The sequence below is a fragment of the Nostoc sp. FACHB-892 genome (assembly GCF_014698795.1).
In the GTDB taxonomy this organism is placed as follows: Bacteria; Cyanobacteriota; Cyanobacteriia; order Cyanobacteriales; family Nostocaceae; genus Nostoc.
This window is the reverse complement of sequence record NZ_JACJTR010000034.1, coordinates 21,076-39,615: the sequence shown is the minus strand read 5'-3', so window position 1 is coordinate 39,615 and position 18,540 is coordinate 21,076. Positions and strand designations below refer to the sequence as shown.

At 39.4% G+C, this 18,540-nt stretch carries 10 protein-coding genes and 1 pseudogene; 2 read left to right on the top strand and 9 right to left on the bottom strand.

Going from position 1 to position 18,540, the window contains the following annotated elements:
* The first annotated feature begins 36 nt into the window (after window positions 1-36).
* Entirely contained in the window at window positions 37-1,671 is a 1,635-nt protein-coding gene (locus H6G96_RS29840; protein WP_190916324.1) for a mechanosensitive ion channel domain-containing protein, read from the top strand.
* A gap of 8 nt (window positions 1,672-1,679) precedes the next feature.
* On the opposite strand, the pseudogene H6G96_RS29835 reads toward H6G96_RS29840, so the two are convergent.
* A pseudogene (locus H6G96_RS29835) lies at window positions 1,680-1,989 on the bottom strand (NAD(P)-dependent oxidoreductase); the annotation flags it as partial.
* 39 nt (window positions 1,990-2,028) lie between these two features.
* The gene (locus H6G96_RS29830; protein ID WP_190916322.1) at window positions 2,029-2,943 is read right to left on the bottom strand and encodes a DUF3365 domain-containing protein; all 915 of its coding nucleotides are present in this window, start codon (window positions 2,941-2,943) and stop codon (window positions 2,029-2,031) included.
* 184 nt (window positions 2,944-3,127) lie between these two features.
* On the opposite strand from H6G96_RS29830, the gene H6G96_RS29825 reads away from it, so the two are divergent.
* Complete coding sequence (locus tag H6G96_RS29825; protein ID WP_190916380.1) at window positions 3,128-3,982, top strand: PhnD/SsuA/transferrin family substrate-binding protein; 855 nt, start codon at window positions 3,128-3,130, stop codon at window positions 3,980-3,982.
* A 17-nt stretch (window positions 3,983-3,999) separates the two neighbouring features.
* On the opposite strand, the gene H6G96_RS29820 is transcribed toward H6G96_RS29825, so the two are convergent.
* The 7 genes from H6G96_RS29820 to H6G96_RS42505 all read right to left on the bottom strand — a co-directional run bounded on the left by H6G96_RS29820 (window position 4,000) and on the right by H6G96_RS42505 (window position 18,513).
* A complete protein-coding gene (locus H6G96_RS29820; RefSeq protein WP_190916320.1) occupies window positions 4,000-4,770 on the bottom strand; it encodes a hypothetical protein in 771 nt (256 codons plus the stop codon).
* Between the two features lie 624 nt (window positions 4,771-5,394).
* Entirely contained in the window at window positions 5,395-6,495 is a 1,101-nt protein-coding gene (locus H6G96_RS29815) for a hypothetical protein (RefSeq protein ID WP_190916318.1), read from the bottom strand.
* A gap of 458 nt (window positions 6,496-6,953) precedes the next feature.
* Window positions 6,954-9,692: a GAF domain-containing protein gene (locus H6G96_RS29810; protein ID WP_190916316.1), complete on the bottom strand. Its 2,739-nt coding sequence runs from the start codon at window positions 9,690-9,692 to the stop codon at window positions 6,954-6,956.
* A 704-nt stretch (window positions 9,693-10,396) separates the two neighbouring features.
* On the bottom strand, window positions 10,397-10,867 hold the full coding sequence (locus H6G96_RS29805) for an N-glycosidase (protein WP_190916314.1): 471 nt from the start codon (window positions 10,865-10,867) through the stop codon (window positions 10,397-10,399).
* Window positions 10,868-11,611: 744 nt separating this feature from the next.
* The gene (locus H6G96_RS29800) at window positions 11,612-17,017 is read right to left on the bottom strand and encodes an AAA family ATPase (protein WP_190916312.1); all 5,406 of its coding nucleotides are present in this window, start codon (window positions 17,015-17,017) and stop codon (window positions 11,612-11,614) included.
* Window positions 17,018-17,530: 513 nt separating this feature from the next.
* A complete protein-coding gene (locus H6G96_RS29795; RefSeq protein WP_190916310.1) occupies window positions 17,531-18,085 on the bottom strand; it encodes a RidA family protein in 555 nt (184 codons plus the stop codon).
* Between the two features lie 299 nt (window positions 18,086-18,384).
* Window positions 18,385-18,513 carry a hypothetical protein gene (locus H6G96_RS42505; protein WP_277932971.1) on the bottom strand — a complete coding sequence of 43 codons (129 nt, stop codon included), beginning with the start codon at window positions 18,511-18,513 and terminating at the stop codon, window positions 18,385-18,387.
* Between the last annotated feature and the right edge of the window lie 27 nt (window positions 18,514-18,540).

Below are 18,540 nucleotides of genomic sequence, written 5' to 3'. Positions count from 1 at the left end.
AATTAGCTTGGCTCAAATTATCTTGTTAGAATCCGAATGCTTTATTTTCGTCGTTTGCAACTGCAATTAAAATATTTCAATATTCTCATCGCAGTACTAGCTTTTGTTTTCTTTCTCTGGTTCACTCCTGTCGTTGCTCAAGCATTAACCAAAGCTCCAGTTATCTTGGATGGGCAACAGCTTTTTCAGATCAGCGATTCTGGACAGTATAGCGCTAAAGAACGAACAAATTTAATCAATTCACAACTAGAAAATGCGATTCAAACTTCTGAATCTGTTCAAGTTAAAATTGAAAAACGTAACCAGCTACCTACTATTTTGCTAAATGACCGCTATTTGTTAACAGTTACAGAACAAGATACTGTTCCAGGTAGCACAGTTGATGAGCAGGCAAGAATTTGGGGGCAGCAAATTGAACAAGCGTTACAGCAAGCTCGCTTAGAGCGAACTAGAACCTATCTCCAACAAACAACTTTTGTAGCAGTAGCAATTTTACTCATAACTGCCGGATTCACTTGGCTATTAGGATGGATTAAGCATCACTTTTTCCGAGTAGCATCAAAACGTTTAACTACTCCTAACAATGAGATACCAAATTCGGAACTACTAAAATTATTGGAGTTATTTTTCAAATTAGTGTTGGCGAGTATGCGTGTTGCACTTTGGATAAGTGCGATTCTTTATATCACTAATCTCTTTCCTTTCACTCGTCAATGGAGCTACCAAATTTCAAATATCCTAATCACCAGTTTCACCTCACCTATTCTGACATTAGGCAAGAATCCTTACTCTCTTACTGAGTTAATAATTTTAATTGGTTTGTTGTTTGGCTTAGTTATCTTTGCTGGAACTTTAACCAATTTTTTACGTTCTCGCATTCTATCTTTTACTGGAATCAATCGTGGCGCTCAAGAAGCGATAGTAATACTTTTCAAATATGGTTTAATTTTTATTGGCACACTAGTACTGCTACAAATTTGGGGGCTTGACATTAGCTCTTTGACAATCTTAGCAAGTGCTTTAAGCGTTGGAATTGGCTTTGGTTTACAGGATATTGCAAAGAATTTTGGTAGTGGTTTAGTACTAGTATTTGAGCGTCCAATTCAGGTTGGAGATTTTGTGGAAGTTGGGGAATATACAGGTACTGTCGAGCGAATAGGTGGCAGAAGTACCGAGATTCGGACTCTTGACCACGTTTCAATTATTGTACCCAACTCTCGCTTCTTGGAAAAAGAAGTAATCAATTGGAGCCACCGCAACCCGATTTCCCGGATTCATCTCCCTGTTGGCGTTGCTTATAGTTCAGATCCCAAAGTTGTACAAGCTGCTTTGTTAGAAGCAGCCTCTAAGCATCCCAATGTATTACAGGCTCCTTCTCCTCTAGTACTGTTTAAAGAGTTTGGTAACAACAGCTTAAATTTTGAGTTATTAGTATGGACTGCGGAACCTAATAAACAATTCTTGCTCAAAAGTGATTTATACTACAATATCTACGAAATATTACAGCAAAGACAAATTGAAATCCCCTTCCCTCAATTAGATTTACATATGCGTTCTGGCACGTTGGAATTTACGCCAGAAATGCAGTTAGGCTTAATGCAAATGTTTGAACGATTGTCAAATCATGAAAAACGCATAGATCCAATCAATCCAAGTCAAAATCAAAAGTAAATTCGGAATCAGTATCCCGCTTGTTTGTCTACGACATTCCATAAGGGTTGACCAGTTTGGTAGCGTTTGAGATTGTCGATAAACAGTTGTGCTATACGCTCTCTCAGTCGTGGTGACAGGGCTGAACAATGGGGTGTGATAAAGGCGTTCGGCAACGACCACAAGGGGCTTTCCGGTGGTAGAGGTTCTGTAGCCACTGTATCTAATCCAGCACCCGCAATCCATCCTTCATTTAATGTGGTTATCAAAATTTGGTAGCGGTTCGGGATGGCGGCGACTACCCCAAACTCTAACTCCAAAGGCTTTAGCGCGAGATGCGTTGGCGTAGCCCGCCGAAGGCTTCGCCTGATCAATGTATTAGCTTTGGTTATTCAGCATCTCCATAGCTATTTTTAAGCTAGCTTTCATCCGATTAAATGCTTCCGCCAACCCGCCAATTTCATCATTAGAGCTTTCTTCAAAATCAGCGCTCATATCACCAATACTAACTTTTTGAGCTATTTTCTCTATTCTTCTGATGCGTTGAATCACATATTTTTTGATTAAGAAGTTAATTAAGAAAACTATGAGCGCAAAGATCGCAATTAAAAGTCCCATAATTAATATCCAAGTCCGTTTAGCATTGGCAAAAATATCTTCGGAAGGAACAGAGACTATTTGGGCAGAAACAATTTGATTGAGTTGCCAGCCAAAACCATTTTCCGAGCCATAGGTTAACAACTGACTCTTAGGAGCCTGATCTGGTGTAGTATGACATTGCAGACATTGCTGCTGTGTAATCTTGAGTGGTCGTGCAATGTAAAATACTTCGCCTTCTGCCAAGTTGCGAAAGCCAGTAATTTCTAGAGTATTGGGTTCGTTGCGAAAACGCTCTACAAGTTTAGTTTCAAAACTATCGGCTTTATCTGCTAAATTAGTTGGATTAAGTGTTGCGTCTTTATGAAAAAAATTTCTATATTCTGGCTTTTTACGAAAATTATCAAAAACCTCTTTAGAGGAAAAACTTGGTACTATTTCAGGCATGAACGTTGGGTTAGTATCTAGACTAGGTTCCAATAGGGGAACTATACGATTTTGTGTATAGTTTCTAACTGCATTCACCATTTGGATAAGAATCTGCGCTTGGGAAGCCACTTCATTTTGTGCCCTTCGCTGAAGTACACTAGATAAGGCAACGCCACTACCTAAAATACTGACTATGAAAATTAATATTAAAAGTAAGTTAAATTTAGCACCTATTTTTAGGTTTTTTAACGTAATGTTGTTTAACATAAGCTAACCAACGAAGGTAGTATCTGAGTTTGTCTAATATTTATTTATACCTGTTAGAAACCATGTCAGCGATATTTAAATAAATATTAATTTTTTGCTGAAATTTAAACTATTTAGGCAGTAGTCAAACTCATCTAAATTAGTCTTGAAAGCGAAGTTATTTCCTTAACCATAATTATTAATGATGTTTTTGCGATTTCCCCGTCGTTTATTTCTATTTAATCTGCTAGGTTTGACATTTGCCGCCTGCCAATCACAACGGCAGTTTGAGGGCACATTAACTCTTGGTGTTATCAACTATGGTGGAAGCGATAAGATAATTAGCCAATATGCTAAATTTAATAGCTACTTGGGTGAAAAAACAAACTCATATATTCAGCTAGAGCCTGCTTTTAATGAAAACAAAGCGGTTGAGCGCCTTCAGGCTCGTGCTTGGTCGTTAGTATTTGCTCCACCGGGTTTAGCAGCTGTTGCGATCGCACGTCACCAATATGTTCCCCTGTTTCCTTTAATAGGTATTAGTAATCTGCGTTCAATCTTCGTTGTTCGCAATGATAATCCGATAACCGACTTGAAACAGCTACAAGGTAAAACAGTGGCTTTAGGTCAGTTAGGTTCAGCCACAGGATATTATTTTCCACTTTACAATCTTTTTGGTACAACACTGGCTGACATCCTCTTTGCACCCACGCCCAAAGCCGCGCTGGAATTAGTTGCTGAAGAAAAAGCGATCGCCTGTGCTGTCTCGGAGGCTGAATTGAGCCTCTACGGTTCTCAGTTGGGGTCAACCCAATTCCGCATCCTATTTAAAGACCCTCACTATGTACCATTAGGCGTAGTCTTGATTGGGCCTAATGTAGAACGTAACCGTCAAGAGTTCATCCGCAAAGTAATGAGCGATGCGCCTTCTAGTTTAGCTCAAGAAGTAGGGTATGTACCCAACGGACAAGTACCAGATTACAAATACATGATTTCTGTAGTTGATCGAGTCAGTTCCATTACTTCTGGACTGCAAAAAAAGCCTGTCCGTTTATTTTAGTTGACATCACAGATTGCTCAAAAAAACAATTTGAATCGTGCTAGTTGGTTTTGAATCGTTCCTGTGAGGATGCTATTTAGTTCTGCGATGTCTTGGAATTGCAAAATTTGCTGTGTCGGTAAATCGAAGGGAAATTGCCCTTCAAAGTCTGGACGTTGCATATGCGCTAGTAAAATCTGTTCAGACCGCTTACTTTGGATGGCATAGCCAATCTCAATACAGACATTCGGGCTAGGAATTACTTGAGGAGTTTCTTTACCGTCAATACTAGCAATGGGTGTGGTGTCAGCGATAAATAATAAACTCCTACGGATTTTTCGCATGATCGTGCGGTTAATCCGTACAGAAGCACCGATAGGGCGAGAGGATTCTACTAATGTTAGAGGAAAGCGCGATCGCAAGTTTAAACTGTCCAAACTTTTTCGCAGTTCTTCTCTGAGAATATTAGTCGCTGCGGCATACTCAGTTTGATAGGATAAAAAAATCGTTGGTTCTAACTGAGCCAATAGCGCCTGCTTGGTGAAATAAATTTCATGACTAATTAAGTCAATGTTGGCGACGCAATAGCCACCACTACCTTCAATATAAAATTCAATATTTTCCCCTTCCAGATAGCGTCCAAACCAAGTTGATTTCTTAACCTCGTCGCTTTCTTCCAAAAAGTCTGCTCGTAATGCTGATCTCAACAGGCTTTTTTTGCTTAAGCGAATGTCTGGCGGACGTTTTTCCAGTTCTGGAATCGGCTCGTAATCCTGTAGATACCACGCTCTGAGCGCAATAATTGACATAAGGCGCTATTTAAACTGTTTTTCACTATTCAACTTCGTATAATCTTACACTAAGAGCAGTCCCTATCTCAGACTTCTCTTTAAACACAACAACACCCAAACCTGTACTCGCTGAACTATCTCCTCTCCTTCTTTATCCTAACCAGGGATGTACTAACTTCCATAGCTTGTGTAAACAAGTTATGAAAACCAGTTACAGCGCCCCCTAATCTTCCATATTTGAGGAAATAGCAGTTTTCGCGTTGGGTGTTGCTGTGTTTTGACGAGACAGATGTAAGTTAAACAGCGTCTTTTACCTCTTACTACATTCCAGATGCAACTCTTCTATCTGCCAGGGAAGCTTATTTATTAACTTCAATTATTAGATTATCACTTCTGGATAGGAAGGATTATGTTTGCAACTAAACTTTACTGAGGAGCAGGGGGGAAGAAATCGGACAGTCGTATTGGACGCAGGAATTGAGTAATTTAATTTTTGGATGTCCCTTATTTTTTCATAAGAGTCATGCAAGAGCGCTAATTTACTTCTTCTAGACGTAAGGCGAACCTTTTATTAGGTTCACCTGCTTGAAACTTTAGCTTAGATGCATTTGACAAAGCTAGAGGCTAGTCTTTATTCTTGATCTAGTCTCTCTTATCTTCAATAATTGCCTGTTCCTTGATGATAATCACTTCAGGCATTGGGCTGCTGGAAACACGGGTATTGATATCCTGAATTTCCTTCTTGGGAGATTCTGCCGTATTTTGGGCAGATAACTTAACATCATGGGTTGAACCTTTGACAGATTCAGTAACATTCTGAGCTGAATCCTTAATTTCTTTCTTGGCAGATTCTGCCGTATTTTGAGCAGATAACTTAATATCGTGGGCTGAACCTTTGACAGATTCAGTAACATTCTGAGCCGATGATTTCAACGATTCAGTCGCATTCTGAGCCGATGATTTAAGGGATTCAGCAGCACTTTTTACAGAGGGTTCGACTGCCTTCGCTGTTCCTTTGACAGTTGAGCGAACATCTTTAGTAGCACCTTCAATTTCCTTAGCCACAGCTTTGGCAGAAGGCTTAATTTCATCGGCAGCGCTTTTAATAGAGTTAGCAGCGTTTTCTACAGAAGGCTGAACACCTTCAATTGTATGCTGAACTGACTCTTTTACCCCTCTAATCGTAGGTTTGACTTCTTCGGATACATTCTTAACTGCATCTACTACAGAAGGTTTAGCCTCTTTAACTGTCTCATTAACTGATTCAGCTATACCTTTAATAGAAGGCTTAGACTCTTCAACTGTTTGCTTGACGGCTTCTGCTGTCCCTTTGATAGATGGCTTGACTTCTTCAATCGTTTCCTTGGTTGCTGTGCCTATGTCTTCTATAGAATGCTTAACACCCTCTGCTACAGAGTTAGCTGCATCTCCTAAATTATCAACAGCCCGGTTAACCGTATCAGCAGTTCCCTTACCAATTATGGCACCAGCAACTGAACCTGCGACAGCACCGATAATGCCTCCAGAGCGAGCGCCTAGTACGCCACCAATTGCAGCGCCAGCTACCCTAGCACTAATGCCTGAATCTGATGAAGAGTCTGAGGTTTCTTCTGGCTGGGATTCAAAATTTTCTTCAGCTTGATTTGAAGACAATTTTTTATCACTCTCACTTTTAACAATCTTTTCCTCACGGACGAGACGATTGGCATCAGTTTGATTCAAAGGTTGCTTGTTGTCATTCATAATACTTTATCCGTTAAATTAGCTTCATTATTAAGCTAACTATTAATCTTAATAATTATCCCTAGCGCAAGGAGTATATATCTACTCATTAATGTTGAACCTAAGTGTAGTTTCAAGATATGAGGTTCCAACTTGCTTGTAGTTGTACTAGGAAAATATCAAATAAATATATTTCGATGAAATTCTTGAAAACCTTGCTCATTAAGGGTTTAAATGTTTATTTCTTAATAGAAAGTTATTATGATGTCACATGGTTTGGAAGCGAACAGTACAGGATGATATTATGCCAAACGACAGATGATCGTTCACTGTTTGATCTGAAAAATTCTCAAGCGATCGCTCTGATACAACACAGCAGAAATAAAACAACCATTCTTATGGGAGAATAAGAAAAGTAAATAAAAAGCTTTAATATCTTTTCCCCTGCAAGAACTGCCTATAAAGGTCAATCCTTTACTTTAGTTAATTTTGACTGGAGGCTTCACGGGAATTTCAATCCAAAACTCTGTACCTTTGCCAGGTTCTGAAATGCACTCCATTATTCCACCATGTTTTTCGACAATGATTTGATAGCTGATTGCCAGCCCCAGCCCTGTACCCTTGCCCACAGGTTTGGTAGTGTAAAACGGGTCAAAAATCCGCTTTTTCACCTCTTCAGTCATTCCGGGCCCATTGTCACAAATACGAATCAACAGACGAGAGTTGTCTGCTGAGATTTGAGTGGAAATGTGGATAGTGGGCATTTGGCATGGGTTATCTGCCTTGTCCACTTGTTTCCTCGTCTCCCCACTCCCCATTACCAGGGCATCTATGGCATTGCTGAGAATATTCATGAATACCTGATTCATTTGACCGGCATAGCATTCTACCCTTGGTATGTCGCCATAATCTTTGATTACCTGAATGCCTGGAAATTCAGAATTTGCTTTCAGCCGATGTTGCAAAATTAATAAAGTGTTCTCAATACCTTCATGCAGGTCAACACGCTTGTTTTCAGCCTCATCCAAGCGAGAAAAATTGCGTAACGACAGCACTATTGAACGGATGCGATCGGTTCCTACTTGCATTGAGGCCATAATTTTTGGGAGGTCTTCTAGCAAAAATTCAAAATCAATCGCTTTGATTGCGGCGCTAATTTCACTATGAGGGTAAGGATAGTGGAACTGGTAGAGGCGTAAAATTTCTAGCAGTTGTTCGGTGTAGTCAGTGGCGTGACAGAGGTTACCGTAGATGAAGTTAACGGGGTTGTTGATTTCGTGGGCGACACCCGCCACCAACTGTCCTAAACCGGACATTTTTTCGGTGTGAATCAATCTTGCCTGTGTTTCTTGGAGTTCATGTAGGGTATGCTCTAACTGTGCAGCTTGAGTTCTAGCTTCAGTTTCGGCATCACAAGTTTGTTCGTAGAGTTGCGCTTGTTGAATAGCGATCGCAGCCTGATCTCCTAGCTGTTGCAATAAATCAATTTCTGCATCTTGCCAATCTCTAGGAGCCTCACACTCATGGGCTATTAATAAGCCCCATAGTTCTATACCTATATTAATCGGAACTATTAAGTTTGCTTGCACTTGCAGACTCTGCAAAAACTCTCGATGACATTTACTTAAAGAAGCTGTGGAAACGTTGTTAACTACCCGTACCCTGCCCTGAAAATATAGATGGGCACACTCATCAGGAAAGCATTCCGGTGCTGCATTCACCCCCAAAACTGACTGCCAATTGCCATTAATCTCTTCTACAATCACCGATTTAGTCTTCACCTGGAAAATCAGCACTCGGTCTGAGTTTAGCAGAGGACGAACTTCCCGAACGATCGATTGCAGAGTTGTCTGCAAGTCTAATGTGCGGCGAATATGCTCTGTAACTTGCTTGAGTACCTTGGTAAACAGTAATGATTTTTCGAGTTCAGAAGTCTGCTCTTGCACCCGCAATTCTAGGTTAGTATTCAGGGATTGTACCTGTTTATACATTTGCTGCTGCTGAATTGCCATTGAGAAATGGTCGTACAAAGCTTGCGCTAATGAAATGTCTTCCGGCTTCCACTCAGGCGCTTGCCCCTTTCTTTGCTCTCGCCAAACCTCAAAGGAAAGCTGAGGTAACAGTTGTCGCCGATTTTTTTCACATCGTCCCGCCCATAAGATTTCCGTTTCAAATTCAGAGCGAAAAATGCTTAATACACCAATAAATTTTTCTCGGTAATGTAGGGGAATTACCATAAGTCCGCGAATTGGAGTAGAACGGAATGCTAAAGCCAAAACTCGCAAACGTGGTTCTTTATAGAGGTCAGCTATTGCCCAAATATTGCCTTCTTTACACTCAGCCATCCAGTTTTGCCAGATGGGATGCTGTTCGATAATACTGTTATCTAACTCGTAGGCAAGTGTCGGTTGGTTGCCTGAAGTGTATAGTTCCCCACTCTGTTCAATATAAAGCCTGCCACCTACTCCATCGAAGGCAGTAATAACTTCTTCTAGCGCCCTTTGCAATTGGATTGTCGGCAGTTTATGCAATAGTGTGGTAACTCGGTTAATAGTAGCTTCTCGCTCTTGTTTAGCGCGGGCTACGGTGAGTAGATTACTTTGAGCGATCGCGATCGCAACTTGGTCAGCTACTTGCTGCAATACTTTTAGTTCCCGCTTCAAAATCTTTCGCGGTTCACTTTGGTGAGATACCAACAATCCCCACAATTTAGGCTTTGCCAATTGTTCTTGTGGATCGCAATCTAAAATTGGCACTACCAACGAAGACTGCACACCCATTGCTTTTAAGTATTGAATATGGCACGGGTTTACCTGCCGATAGTAAATATTAGTTTGTAGACGTTTGCCAGTTTCTTTGGATTGTAGAGGCGATAGCCCGATCTTCCCGTTTGCCACATCAACAATCGAACGTTGCTGTGCTAAGAGAAACATCTCTCTGGCTTCTTGTGGAATATCATGAACTGGGAAGCGTAACCCTAATAAGGATGGCAGACGCTGGTCATGGATAGATTCAGCAATTACTTCACCACTACCATCAGCATCAAAACGATACACCTTTACCCGATCTGCACCCAAATATAAACGTACTTGGCTAACGGTAGTCGTTAATATCTCTTGGAGGTCGAGCGATCGCCTGATCTGTTTTATCATCCGGTGCAGTAAACTTTCTTGGTCTAAGCTTTGCTGCAACCCTTTTGGTTCATCGGTAAATGCCATTGTCTATATACACCACGACTGAAGTATAATTATTTTTATAATTGTCACTAATCAGAGTTTTCAACTTAACAATGCTTTGAGTTTTATTCCATTTCCAGAGATTCCTGCTACAAATGCGTTGCTAAAGCCGTACATCTGTTGCAAATATTTTTGGAACTGGATCAGAGCATATTTGAAAAGGAGCAGATATTCTGCTTGATCCCCATAGCCCTTTTAAAGTTGATTTAAGGAAATATCAAACCGCTTGGTATATCATTAAAGACTTCCCAAAGATCCTTTCAAATTTTAAGTTAAGAAAATTTTAATCATTGACACCTATTAATTTTATATTCTTAATCAGTAAAATATTTGAGTAAAATTACTTATAAACTAAGTCTTAATAATTGCTTTAAATTAAAAATATTTTTTCCAATTTTTGCCCATTAATCCAATTAATTAAAATTTTTTCAAAAAAAACTAAATTACTGACAACTTTTTTAAATATTTTTGGCTGGGGAATTTTACTATTCCCCCTCTAATTACTGAATTTATGTTGAATGTAACTATAGCAATCCGATAGCGAAGCGGTAGCGAGTCATCGAGCGTCTTTGATTTCTGAATCACTCGTAGAGGTAAGGGACTGGGGGTTAGGGACTGAGAAGAAGGAATAAAGGTGTGCTGAGTTTTGTTAAAAAATCAAATATGAGTCCTATATTTTGATTAAATTATTCGTAAATTACTGTTAAAGATAGTAATTTACGAATTTCTTCACGAACACTCATGAGGGTTTTACCGAGATGGTTTTGGCCGGCTTTATTAGCACCACAGCCCCAAAAAGAATCGGTTGGGGAATTTTCAACCAAAATCTCATCGCCTGTTTTTAGGAGAACTTCTCTAATATCAGTATGAGTGAGAAACTTTTTGAGTACAGCTTCTCGCATAATTTGAGTTTTGACTAAATTCCAGTCTCGACGGAGTTGGCGAGTGCTACATCTTCCCAAAGCGGCAGCTTCTTCTGGGGTAGCGGCAGCATGGATGAGGGGTATAATTGCCGCATCTGTGCTGCCTACAAACTTTTGCGCTTGATAATAATGCTCAACTGTTGGCCAGTAAGTACCCTGGATGTGGATTCCGTGGGGAGAAAAGTTAGAAAAACAGCCATAAGGCTGCCAAACCTTATAAAAGTAAATGGTCATTTGAAAATTGCTCTTTTATATATCAATTTCAGGGTAGCTGAAAGATCGCACTCGCAACCCAAAATCGAGTTTATCAAACAGATTTTCTCTCGGTTTATATCACTAGGGATTCTTCCCAACGACTTATAAAGATTCTTACTTCGCTGCAATACAGCCTAAACCTCAGCCCCACCTCTTCTCCTTAGCAAACCTACGGTATACACACAAGTCATCGAATTACCTCCAAACCTCACCCTGTCCTATCAGACATCCTTAGTAAGGAGAGGGACAGGTTTTGCTCAGTACTTACGCAACTGGCACAAGCAATTGTTTGGTGTAACCGCGCCGCACACCAAACAATTATGCGATAAACATGGGAACAGTCGGACGTTTGAGTTGTTGAACTAAATAATTTGATAGATGGTTTAACCAGTGTTATAAGCTAAATCTTTCTTGGAATACTAGTGTACTACTAGATAGCGATCGCCCTGTACCAGTTGCGTCAGTTATGCTAATACCCATGTACCAAAATTTAGCGATCGCCTGTGCCAGTTGCCTAAGTCCTGGTTAACAATGATTTGCCTGCTCCCGGTAAGCCAGATACTAATCCACTGATATAGCGGGGTAAGTAGCCAGCAACACAATCAACAAGCCATAATCGATAGCCGAGAAAAATGGATGGGTGTTGTGGACAATGGTTTCACATCTATCGGAGGATTGCTAAGAAGTCAACACGTCGCAACAAGGGCCAAGTTAATTTTGAGTCTAAACCAGAATCGGTAAGGTAATCATAAATTCTGCTCCAACGCCTGGAGTAGAATTCACATCCAAAGTTCCGCCATGTTTTTCTACAACAATAGACTGAGCGATCGCTAATCCTAATCCTGTTCCTTTACCAACACCTTTCGTAGTAAACAAGTGGTCAAATACTTTTTGTTTGACTGATTCACTCATACCTTGACCATTGTCAGCAATCTTTACCTCAACCTGTTTCTCTTTCAATGAGGTGGTAATTGTAATCAAATTAGGATCGGCTTTAATCTCTTCAAAACTCCGACCTATATTTGATTCATCCAAGGCATCAATAGCATTCGCTAAGATATTCATAAATACTTGATTTAATTGTCCTGGAAAGCATTCAATTTGGGGCAAGTTACTGTACTCCGTCACTATTTCAATTGCCGGACGGCTGTCATTGGCTTTGAGACGATGTTTTAAAATTAGAATTGTACTATCAATGCCTTCATGAATGTTAAACGGTACTTTGTAATCTCTATCGGCACGAGAGAAAGTGCGAAGACTGGTACTGATATTTTTGAGCCTGTCACACGCTATAGTCATCGAATCAATGATCTTGGGAAAATCTTCTAAGGTATATTCCAAGTCGATTTCTTCGGCATGAGTGAGAATTTCATTTCCCGGAGTTGGAAACTTTTGTTCATATAGTTTCAAGTGTTCAATAACATCAATAAAGCTTGGTTTAACTTGTTTGAGACTGGCAGCAATAAAACCGAGAGGATTATTCATTTCATGAGCTACCCCAGCAACTAAGTTACCCAATGCAGACATCTTTTCACTTTGCACTATTTGTAGTTGAGCTTGTTGCAAATCTTGTAAAGCTTGCCCGGCTTGTTGATAAAGCCGCGCATTTTCTAAAGCAATTGCTGCTTGGGAGGACAGTAGGTTAATCACCTGTAAACGGTTACTAGTAAATACCCCTTGATTCAGTTGATTTTCTAGGTAAAGAATTCCTAACAAATGACCTTGTTTAATAATAGGTGTACATAATACACTCTGAGGTTGATGTTGGAGCATATATTCACCAATTACACCAGGAATATTTGTTTGGCAGTTGTCTATAATGACGGTTTCTTGAGTATTCTTAACGTAATTGATCAGTTTTCTAGGGATATCTTGACAAGTATCTAGTAGTTGTGATTCAAGAATGGTTTTGACGTCAGCCTGGGAATTCGACTGTTGATCGATAAAGGTAATTGCCCGCACTTGCCAAATGTCTTCTTGAGGAAGAATTAATACAGATGTTTTTGCACCAGAATTTTCTAAAATAATGCGGGTGAGGCTGCTGATGAGTGCGTCTAATTCTATACAACTGGAGATGGTTTGAGCAGCTTTGAGAATGCAGGTCAAATCTAGAGCATCAGAAATATTAGTACTGCTGGTGGTATAAGTAGATGTACGGGCGATGCTGGCTATGGTTTCTAAGGGATTGAAGTTGAATTCTTGCTGTTGCAAAATTGGTTTGAGTAATTTGGGATAGCGTTTTTCCAAGTCATCAGTTTTGGCTTTGGCTCCCCAACGGGCATAGCAGTAATATGCTTGTTGCAGATATCCTTCTGCGGCTTTTTCTTTACTCCATTCTAGGTAAAATTTGGCAGCAAGTTCGTTAGCGATCGCTGCTTCCTGAATATAGTCATTGGCGATCGCTTCTTGGATAGCGATTTCATAATAATCTGCGGCTTGTAGGCGATCGCCAGTTACACGAGCTTGTTCAGCCAAAATTAAATTGTACTTATGCTGATAATTGACTGGTGCATGAGCCGCCCATTCTTGCATTTTTGATTGGTTTTCGGCTACTTTCTGGAGATAAAGCTGTTGCTGTGCTTCATTTACCTGAGAACAAAGAGCTAACAAATTTAGAGATTGATAGAAATTCCGCAAAGGAACAATTAATAAGCCTGCTGCTCCCTGCTCATACTGCTCAAATTTCTGGGAATGTTCCCAAGCAGATTCGTATTCACCAAAAAGATAAGCCAATAGCGTTTTTGCTAGATAGACATAACAAATACCATTGATATTGTTTGTTTCAATCAAAGTTGGTAACATCTCGACTTCGTGAAAATGCTTACCAATTAAACAGCAGGGATTGATCGCTTCTCCTTGTAAATTTAGAACTGTCTGCCGCCAGATATTTCCCCAAACTAGAGATACCTCTTGTTTAATTTGCTGCATGAGGTCGCAATATTTATCTGCTTCCACCACAGCATTCTCTAGGTTTTCTCCGCTCCAAAAAAGAAATTGACAATAGCAATTGGCACAATAGCCTACATATTCTAAATTACCAGTTTCTAATCCACTTTCCAGTCCATCCAAAAATAAATTCAATGTGGATTTTATTGAATCTTTCCAGTGTTTAATAAAAAGACTAAATGTTAGATAAACTCTACTTTTAAGTTCTTTAGCTTGAAATTTTTCTAAAAGTTGTACTGCTAGCTTTCCAAAATTATATCCATCTTCAATTGCACCAATACTGCACAAAAATAATCCATAGAGACTGTAAGCAACAGCCGCCTGTGGTGAGTTGCCATACTGGATACAAATTCTGATCATTGTAAAAATCTTGAGCGGCAATAACATCGGTTTAGCTATATAAACCGGGGCAAACAAACCCGATAAAATGCGGAGTGCAACTAATTTTTGGGGATCAGTTATTTCTGGCAAATCTGCCAATGCTGGAATTGACTGATGAACCAATATTTGTTGCAACTGGTCATGTTCATCAAAAATCATTTGAGTGTTACCGTCTTCAGGTAAGGTCAAATCTAGTAATTGAAGTGCTTCTCTACCCGTGGCTATTGCTTCAATAAATTTATTTTGCGCCGTATAAGATTGGATTTGAATTTCATAGGTACGAACTTTTTCCAATGGAGATTTAGCGTTTTTGAGAATAATCTCTACTAATGATTTTGATGACTCAAAGTTTGTATTGAGATATTCTGCTTCAGCCGCAGATTCGTAAACAGCAAGGGTCAACTCGTAGCTGTTTTGCCAAGCATTTATCGGTAATAGAAGCATCGCAACTTTTAAATACTCCACTGCTGTTGCATAAGCAGTCGAGTTCTTGGCTTTACAACCAGCTATCAGATTTAATCGGGATAGATGTTCTCGTTCGGCAGGTTCCTCTAATAAACTCAGTCCGTAGTTAAATTGGTTAACGATCGCAAAAATTCCTGACTCTTGTTGGTCTGGAGGTGTATTCTGGAACAACAATCGACCAATTTGCAGATGTGTTGACTGTTTTTGTGCTTCTGGAATAAGTGAATAGGCAGCTTGCTGGACGCGATCGTGTAAAAATTTATATACAACCATCTCAGAATGTTCTTGAGTAGCTGTTTGATTTTCTGAACCAACAAAAAACTTATAAACCTCACTTTGTGGCAAAATCAACCCTTCTTGCAAAGCCTTCCACAAACAATCTGCGGTTTCTAACTCCGATTGTTTGGAAACAATCGCTAATGTTTTTAAATCGAACTGATTCCCAATACAAGCAGCTAGCTTCAATTGTTGTTGAGTTGATTCTGGTAATCTTCGTAATTGGAAAAGCATAAACTCAACAACATCGTCTGCTAGAGTTTGCTGATTTATTTGGGAAATGTCACATTGCCAGCATCCCTCTAAAAAATTGAATTGAATTAGTTTATCTTGATGTAATGCTTTGAGAAGCTGAGTTGCAAAAAATGGATTCCCTTGAGCTTTACGATAAATCAATTGTGAAAGAGATAAAGCCACATTTTCTGTACAATTTAACGTATCAGCTACAAGTTGATTCAATTGTAATTGGTTGAGCGGTTTCAGGGTAAGGCTATTCACCGTTACACCTATTTTGCGAATTTCATCCAACATCACCATCAACGGATGTGCTGGAAATACCTCATTGTCCCGATACGCACCAATTAATAATAAATATCCCTGGTTAGTTTCATTCATTAATAATTGCATGAGCTTCAATGAAGCCGAATCTACCCACTGCAAGTCATCTAAGAATATTACTAAGGGATGGTCTTTAGTTGTAAATACTTGAAGAAATTTATGAAATAATAAATTAAATCGATTTTGTGCTGCGCTACCTGATAATTCTGGTGCAGGTAGCTGTTTGCCAATAATTCTTTCTAATTCGGGAATGACTTCAATAATTACTTGTCCATCTTCACCTAATGCATGAAGAATTTTATTTTTCCATTTTTGTATTTGTACATCACTTTCTGCTAGTAATTGCTCCATGAAATTACGGAAAGCCTGGACAAATGCAGAAAAAGGAATATTCCGATTAAATTGGTCAAATTTGCCTTTGATAAAATAACCGCGTTGACGAACAATAGGTTTATGGATTTCGTTAACAACAGCAGTTTTACCGATACCCGAAAAACCAGCTACCAGGGTTATTTCAACTGCACCCAAGCTAACTTTTTCAAATGCTTGTAGTAGGGTTTTTACTTCTGCTTCTCGTCCATAAAGTTTATCAGGGATAATAAATCTGTCGCACACATCCCTTTGTGCAATTGGAAAATTTTCAATTTTGGCTGTTGCCTTCAGTTGAGCATAACAAACTTCTAAATCATGCTTTAACCCTAATACACTCTGATAGCGATCTTCAGCATTTTTTGCCATCAATTTGCTGACTATCTCCGAAATCGTAGACGGGATTTGTGGGTTAATTTCATGTACTAAAGGAGCTGCTTTAGCAATATGACAATGCACCAATTCCATTGGGTCATTTGATTGAAAAGGTAATTCTCCTGTGAGTAACTCGTAGAAAGTTACCCCAACTGAATAGAAATCAGTCCGGTAGTCAATCCCCCGATTCATTCTCCCTGTTTGTTCTGGGGAAATATAAGCTAATGTCCCTTCTAAAACATTGAAACTGATTAGCGTTTGCGTTTCCCTTGGTAATAGCGATGCAATACTAAAGTCAATTAATTTAACTTGTTTTGTTTTAGGATTAATTAAAATATTGCTCGGTTTGATGTCTTTATGAATGATGTGCTGACTATAGAGTATCTCTAAGGTATTACACAACGCGATCGCTATTTGTAAAAACTCTTGTAAAAACCTGATATCTCGTGTATCGTTACAAGCAAAATAATCTTTGAGAGAAATGCCGCCAAAATCTTCCATCACCAACGCATAGCTATTTTGATATGCCTCCAGGCTATAGGTTTGGATGATCGGCAATGAGTTTAGATTTTTGGCAATCGTGTACTGATTACGAAACTGCACCAGTTCATTGAAGGAGGGATATGGATTTTTCAGCAGTTTGATCACTACAGGTAATAAGTCAGTTTCTCGATACCCTCGATAAACTATAGTTCTCGAACCATTATAGATTTCTTCGATGATCTGATATCCATAAATACTAATATGAGTGCTGAACATACTGCTAAATCCGAGTTATTTCTAAACTTATTATTCCCAAATTAGCAACGGCAATTTAATGTTAATCACTAAATATTATGAGCTAACTTTAAATTTAGAATTCCCAGGTTCTTGATAAAACTCGGTGACAACCAAATTTATCCAGACTTTGTTTCTAAAGTCCAGTAGTGGGGACAAACTTTTAAGTCATCAAATGCAGATATAGAATACCCCATACAAAAGCTTTGAGGTACTCAGTAAGAAGCTGCAAAGCGTAAGCTAGTAACAAAAATGCGCTAAGGATTAGGAAAAGGGAAAGGTTTTGAATCGCTTTCCTTTTTCCACTTTAACCTTTAAAGAGCCAAGTTCATCAGAGTGAACTACTAATACCTGCTGGGATTTTTAGTTAAGTTTCGTAGTCTAACTAGAGGCAATTAGCTGCTTAAATTGGAGAGACTATTTTATTATTGATGGGCAGCAGGAATTTGTTACTTTGTCGGCTGTCATTGGGGAGGGTTATGTTTGAACCAGCCCTCAATCACGTTTTTCTGGAATTACTGCATAAGCATCAATTTCAAATAACATACCGTCAAGTGCAAGCCTTGGAACGGGAATAAGAGTGTTTGCTGGTGGTTTATATCCCCAAAAATTTCTAATTTCACGTCCTAACGGGAGCAATTTATTTTGGTTGTAATCCACTATAAGAATAGTAGTTTTTGCTACATCTTGTGGTTGTGCACCAACGGCTGCTAAGGCGAAACGGAGGTTTTTAAAAGCTTGTATTAATTGCTGTTCAAAGTCATCGGAGACAAGATTCCCTTGTAAATCCGACCCAAATTGACCAGAAATATAGACGGTTCTCGCCCTTGATGGTGCAACAGCTATATGACTATAGCCATTTTGGGTTGCATCATATAACGTTGGTGGGTTCACCAATTTCAACTCTTTGTTGTCTTTAGCGCTCACTTCCTTTTGTGTTCCCACCATCAAGGCGGTAGTTACTCCGCTACCTCCAAGCCACAAAAGTGCATTTCGTCGTGAGAAGTTTGTCACTAGTGAGTTAACAGCACTGGTAATACGTCTAGTCATTAAAGCTCCTTAAATATGAGTTCTCTATTTTGCTAATACTTACTCTTATTATCTATTAACTTGAGTAAAAAAGCACTAGTAAATAAAATTATTTAAGTGTGGTCACGCAATTACAACACCTCAATTCGGGTTAGTTGGTTTAGGGAACTCCAAAAAATAAATTATCCATTTCTGGACTTCACTACGACTTTCCCTCCCCTTGCTCCCTGCCTCTATAGCGTACCCCTTTGGGGAAGCAAGCTCCCGCAGGGATGGTATATTTTTTTATTTGGAAATCTCTTAAAGGGAATAGGTAAGGCTTAAATCTTGGCGATTCTAAAAAGTTGCAGCAGATCCAAATCAGCCAAGGTAGCAGGGCGGAGGTTTATCCTCATCGAAGGTGGTACGGTATGTTCATGCTGTTTGGGAAGCCATTCAGGTTGGCTCAAACCGCAGATATCCAAAGTGTTTGCGTG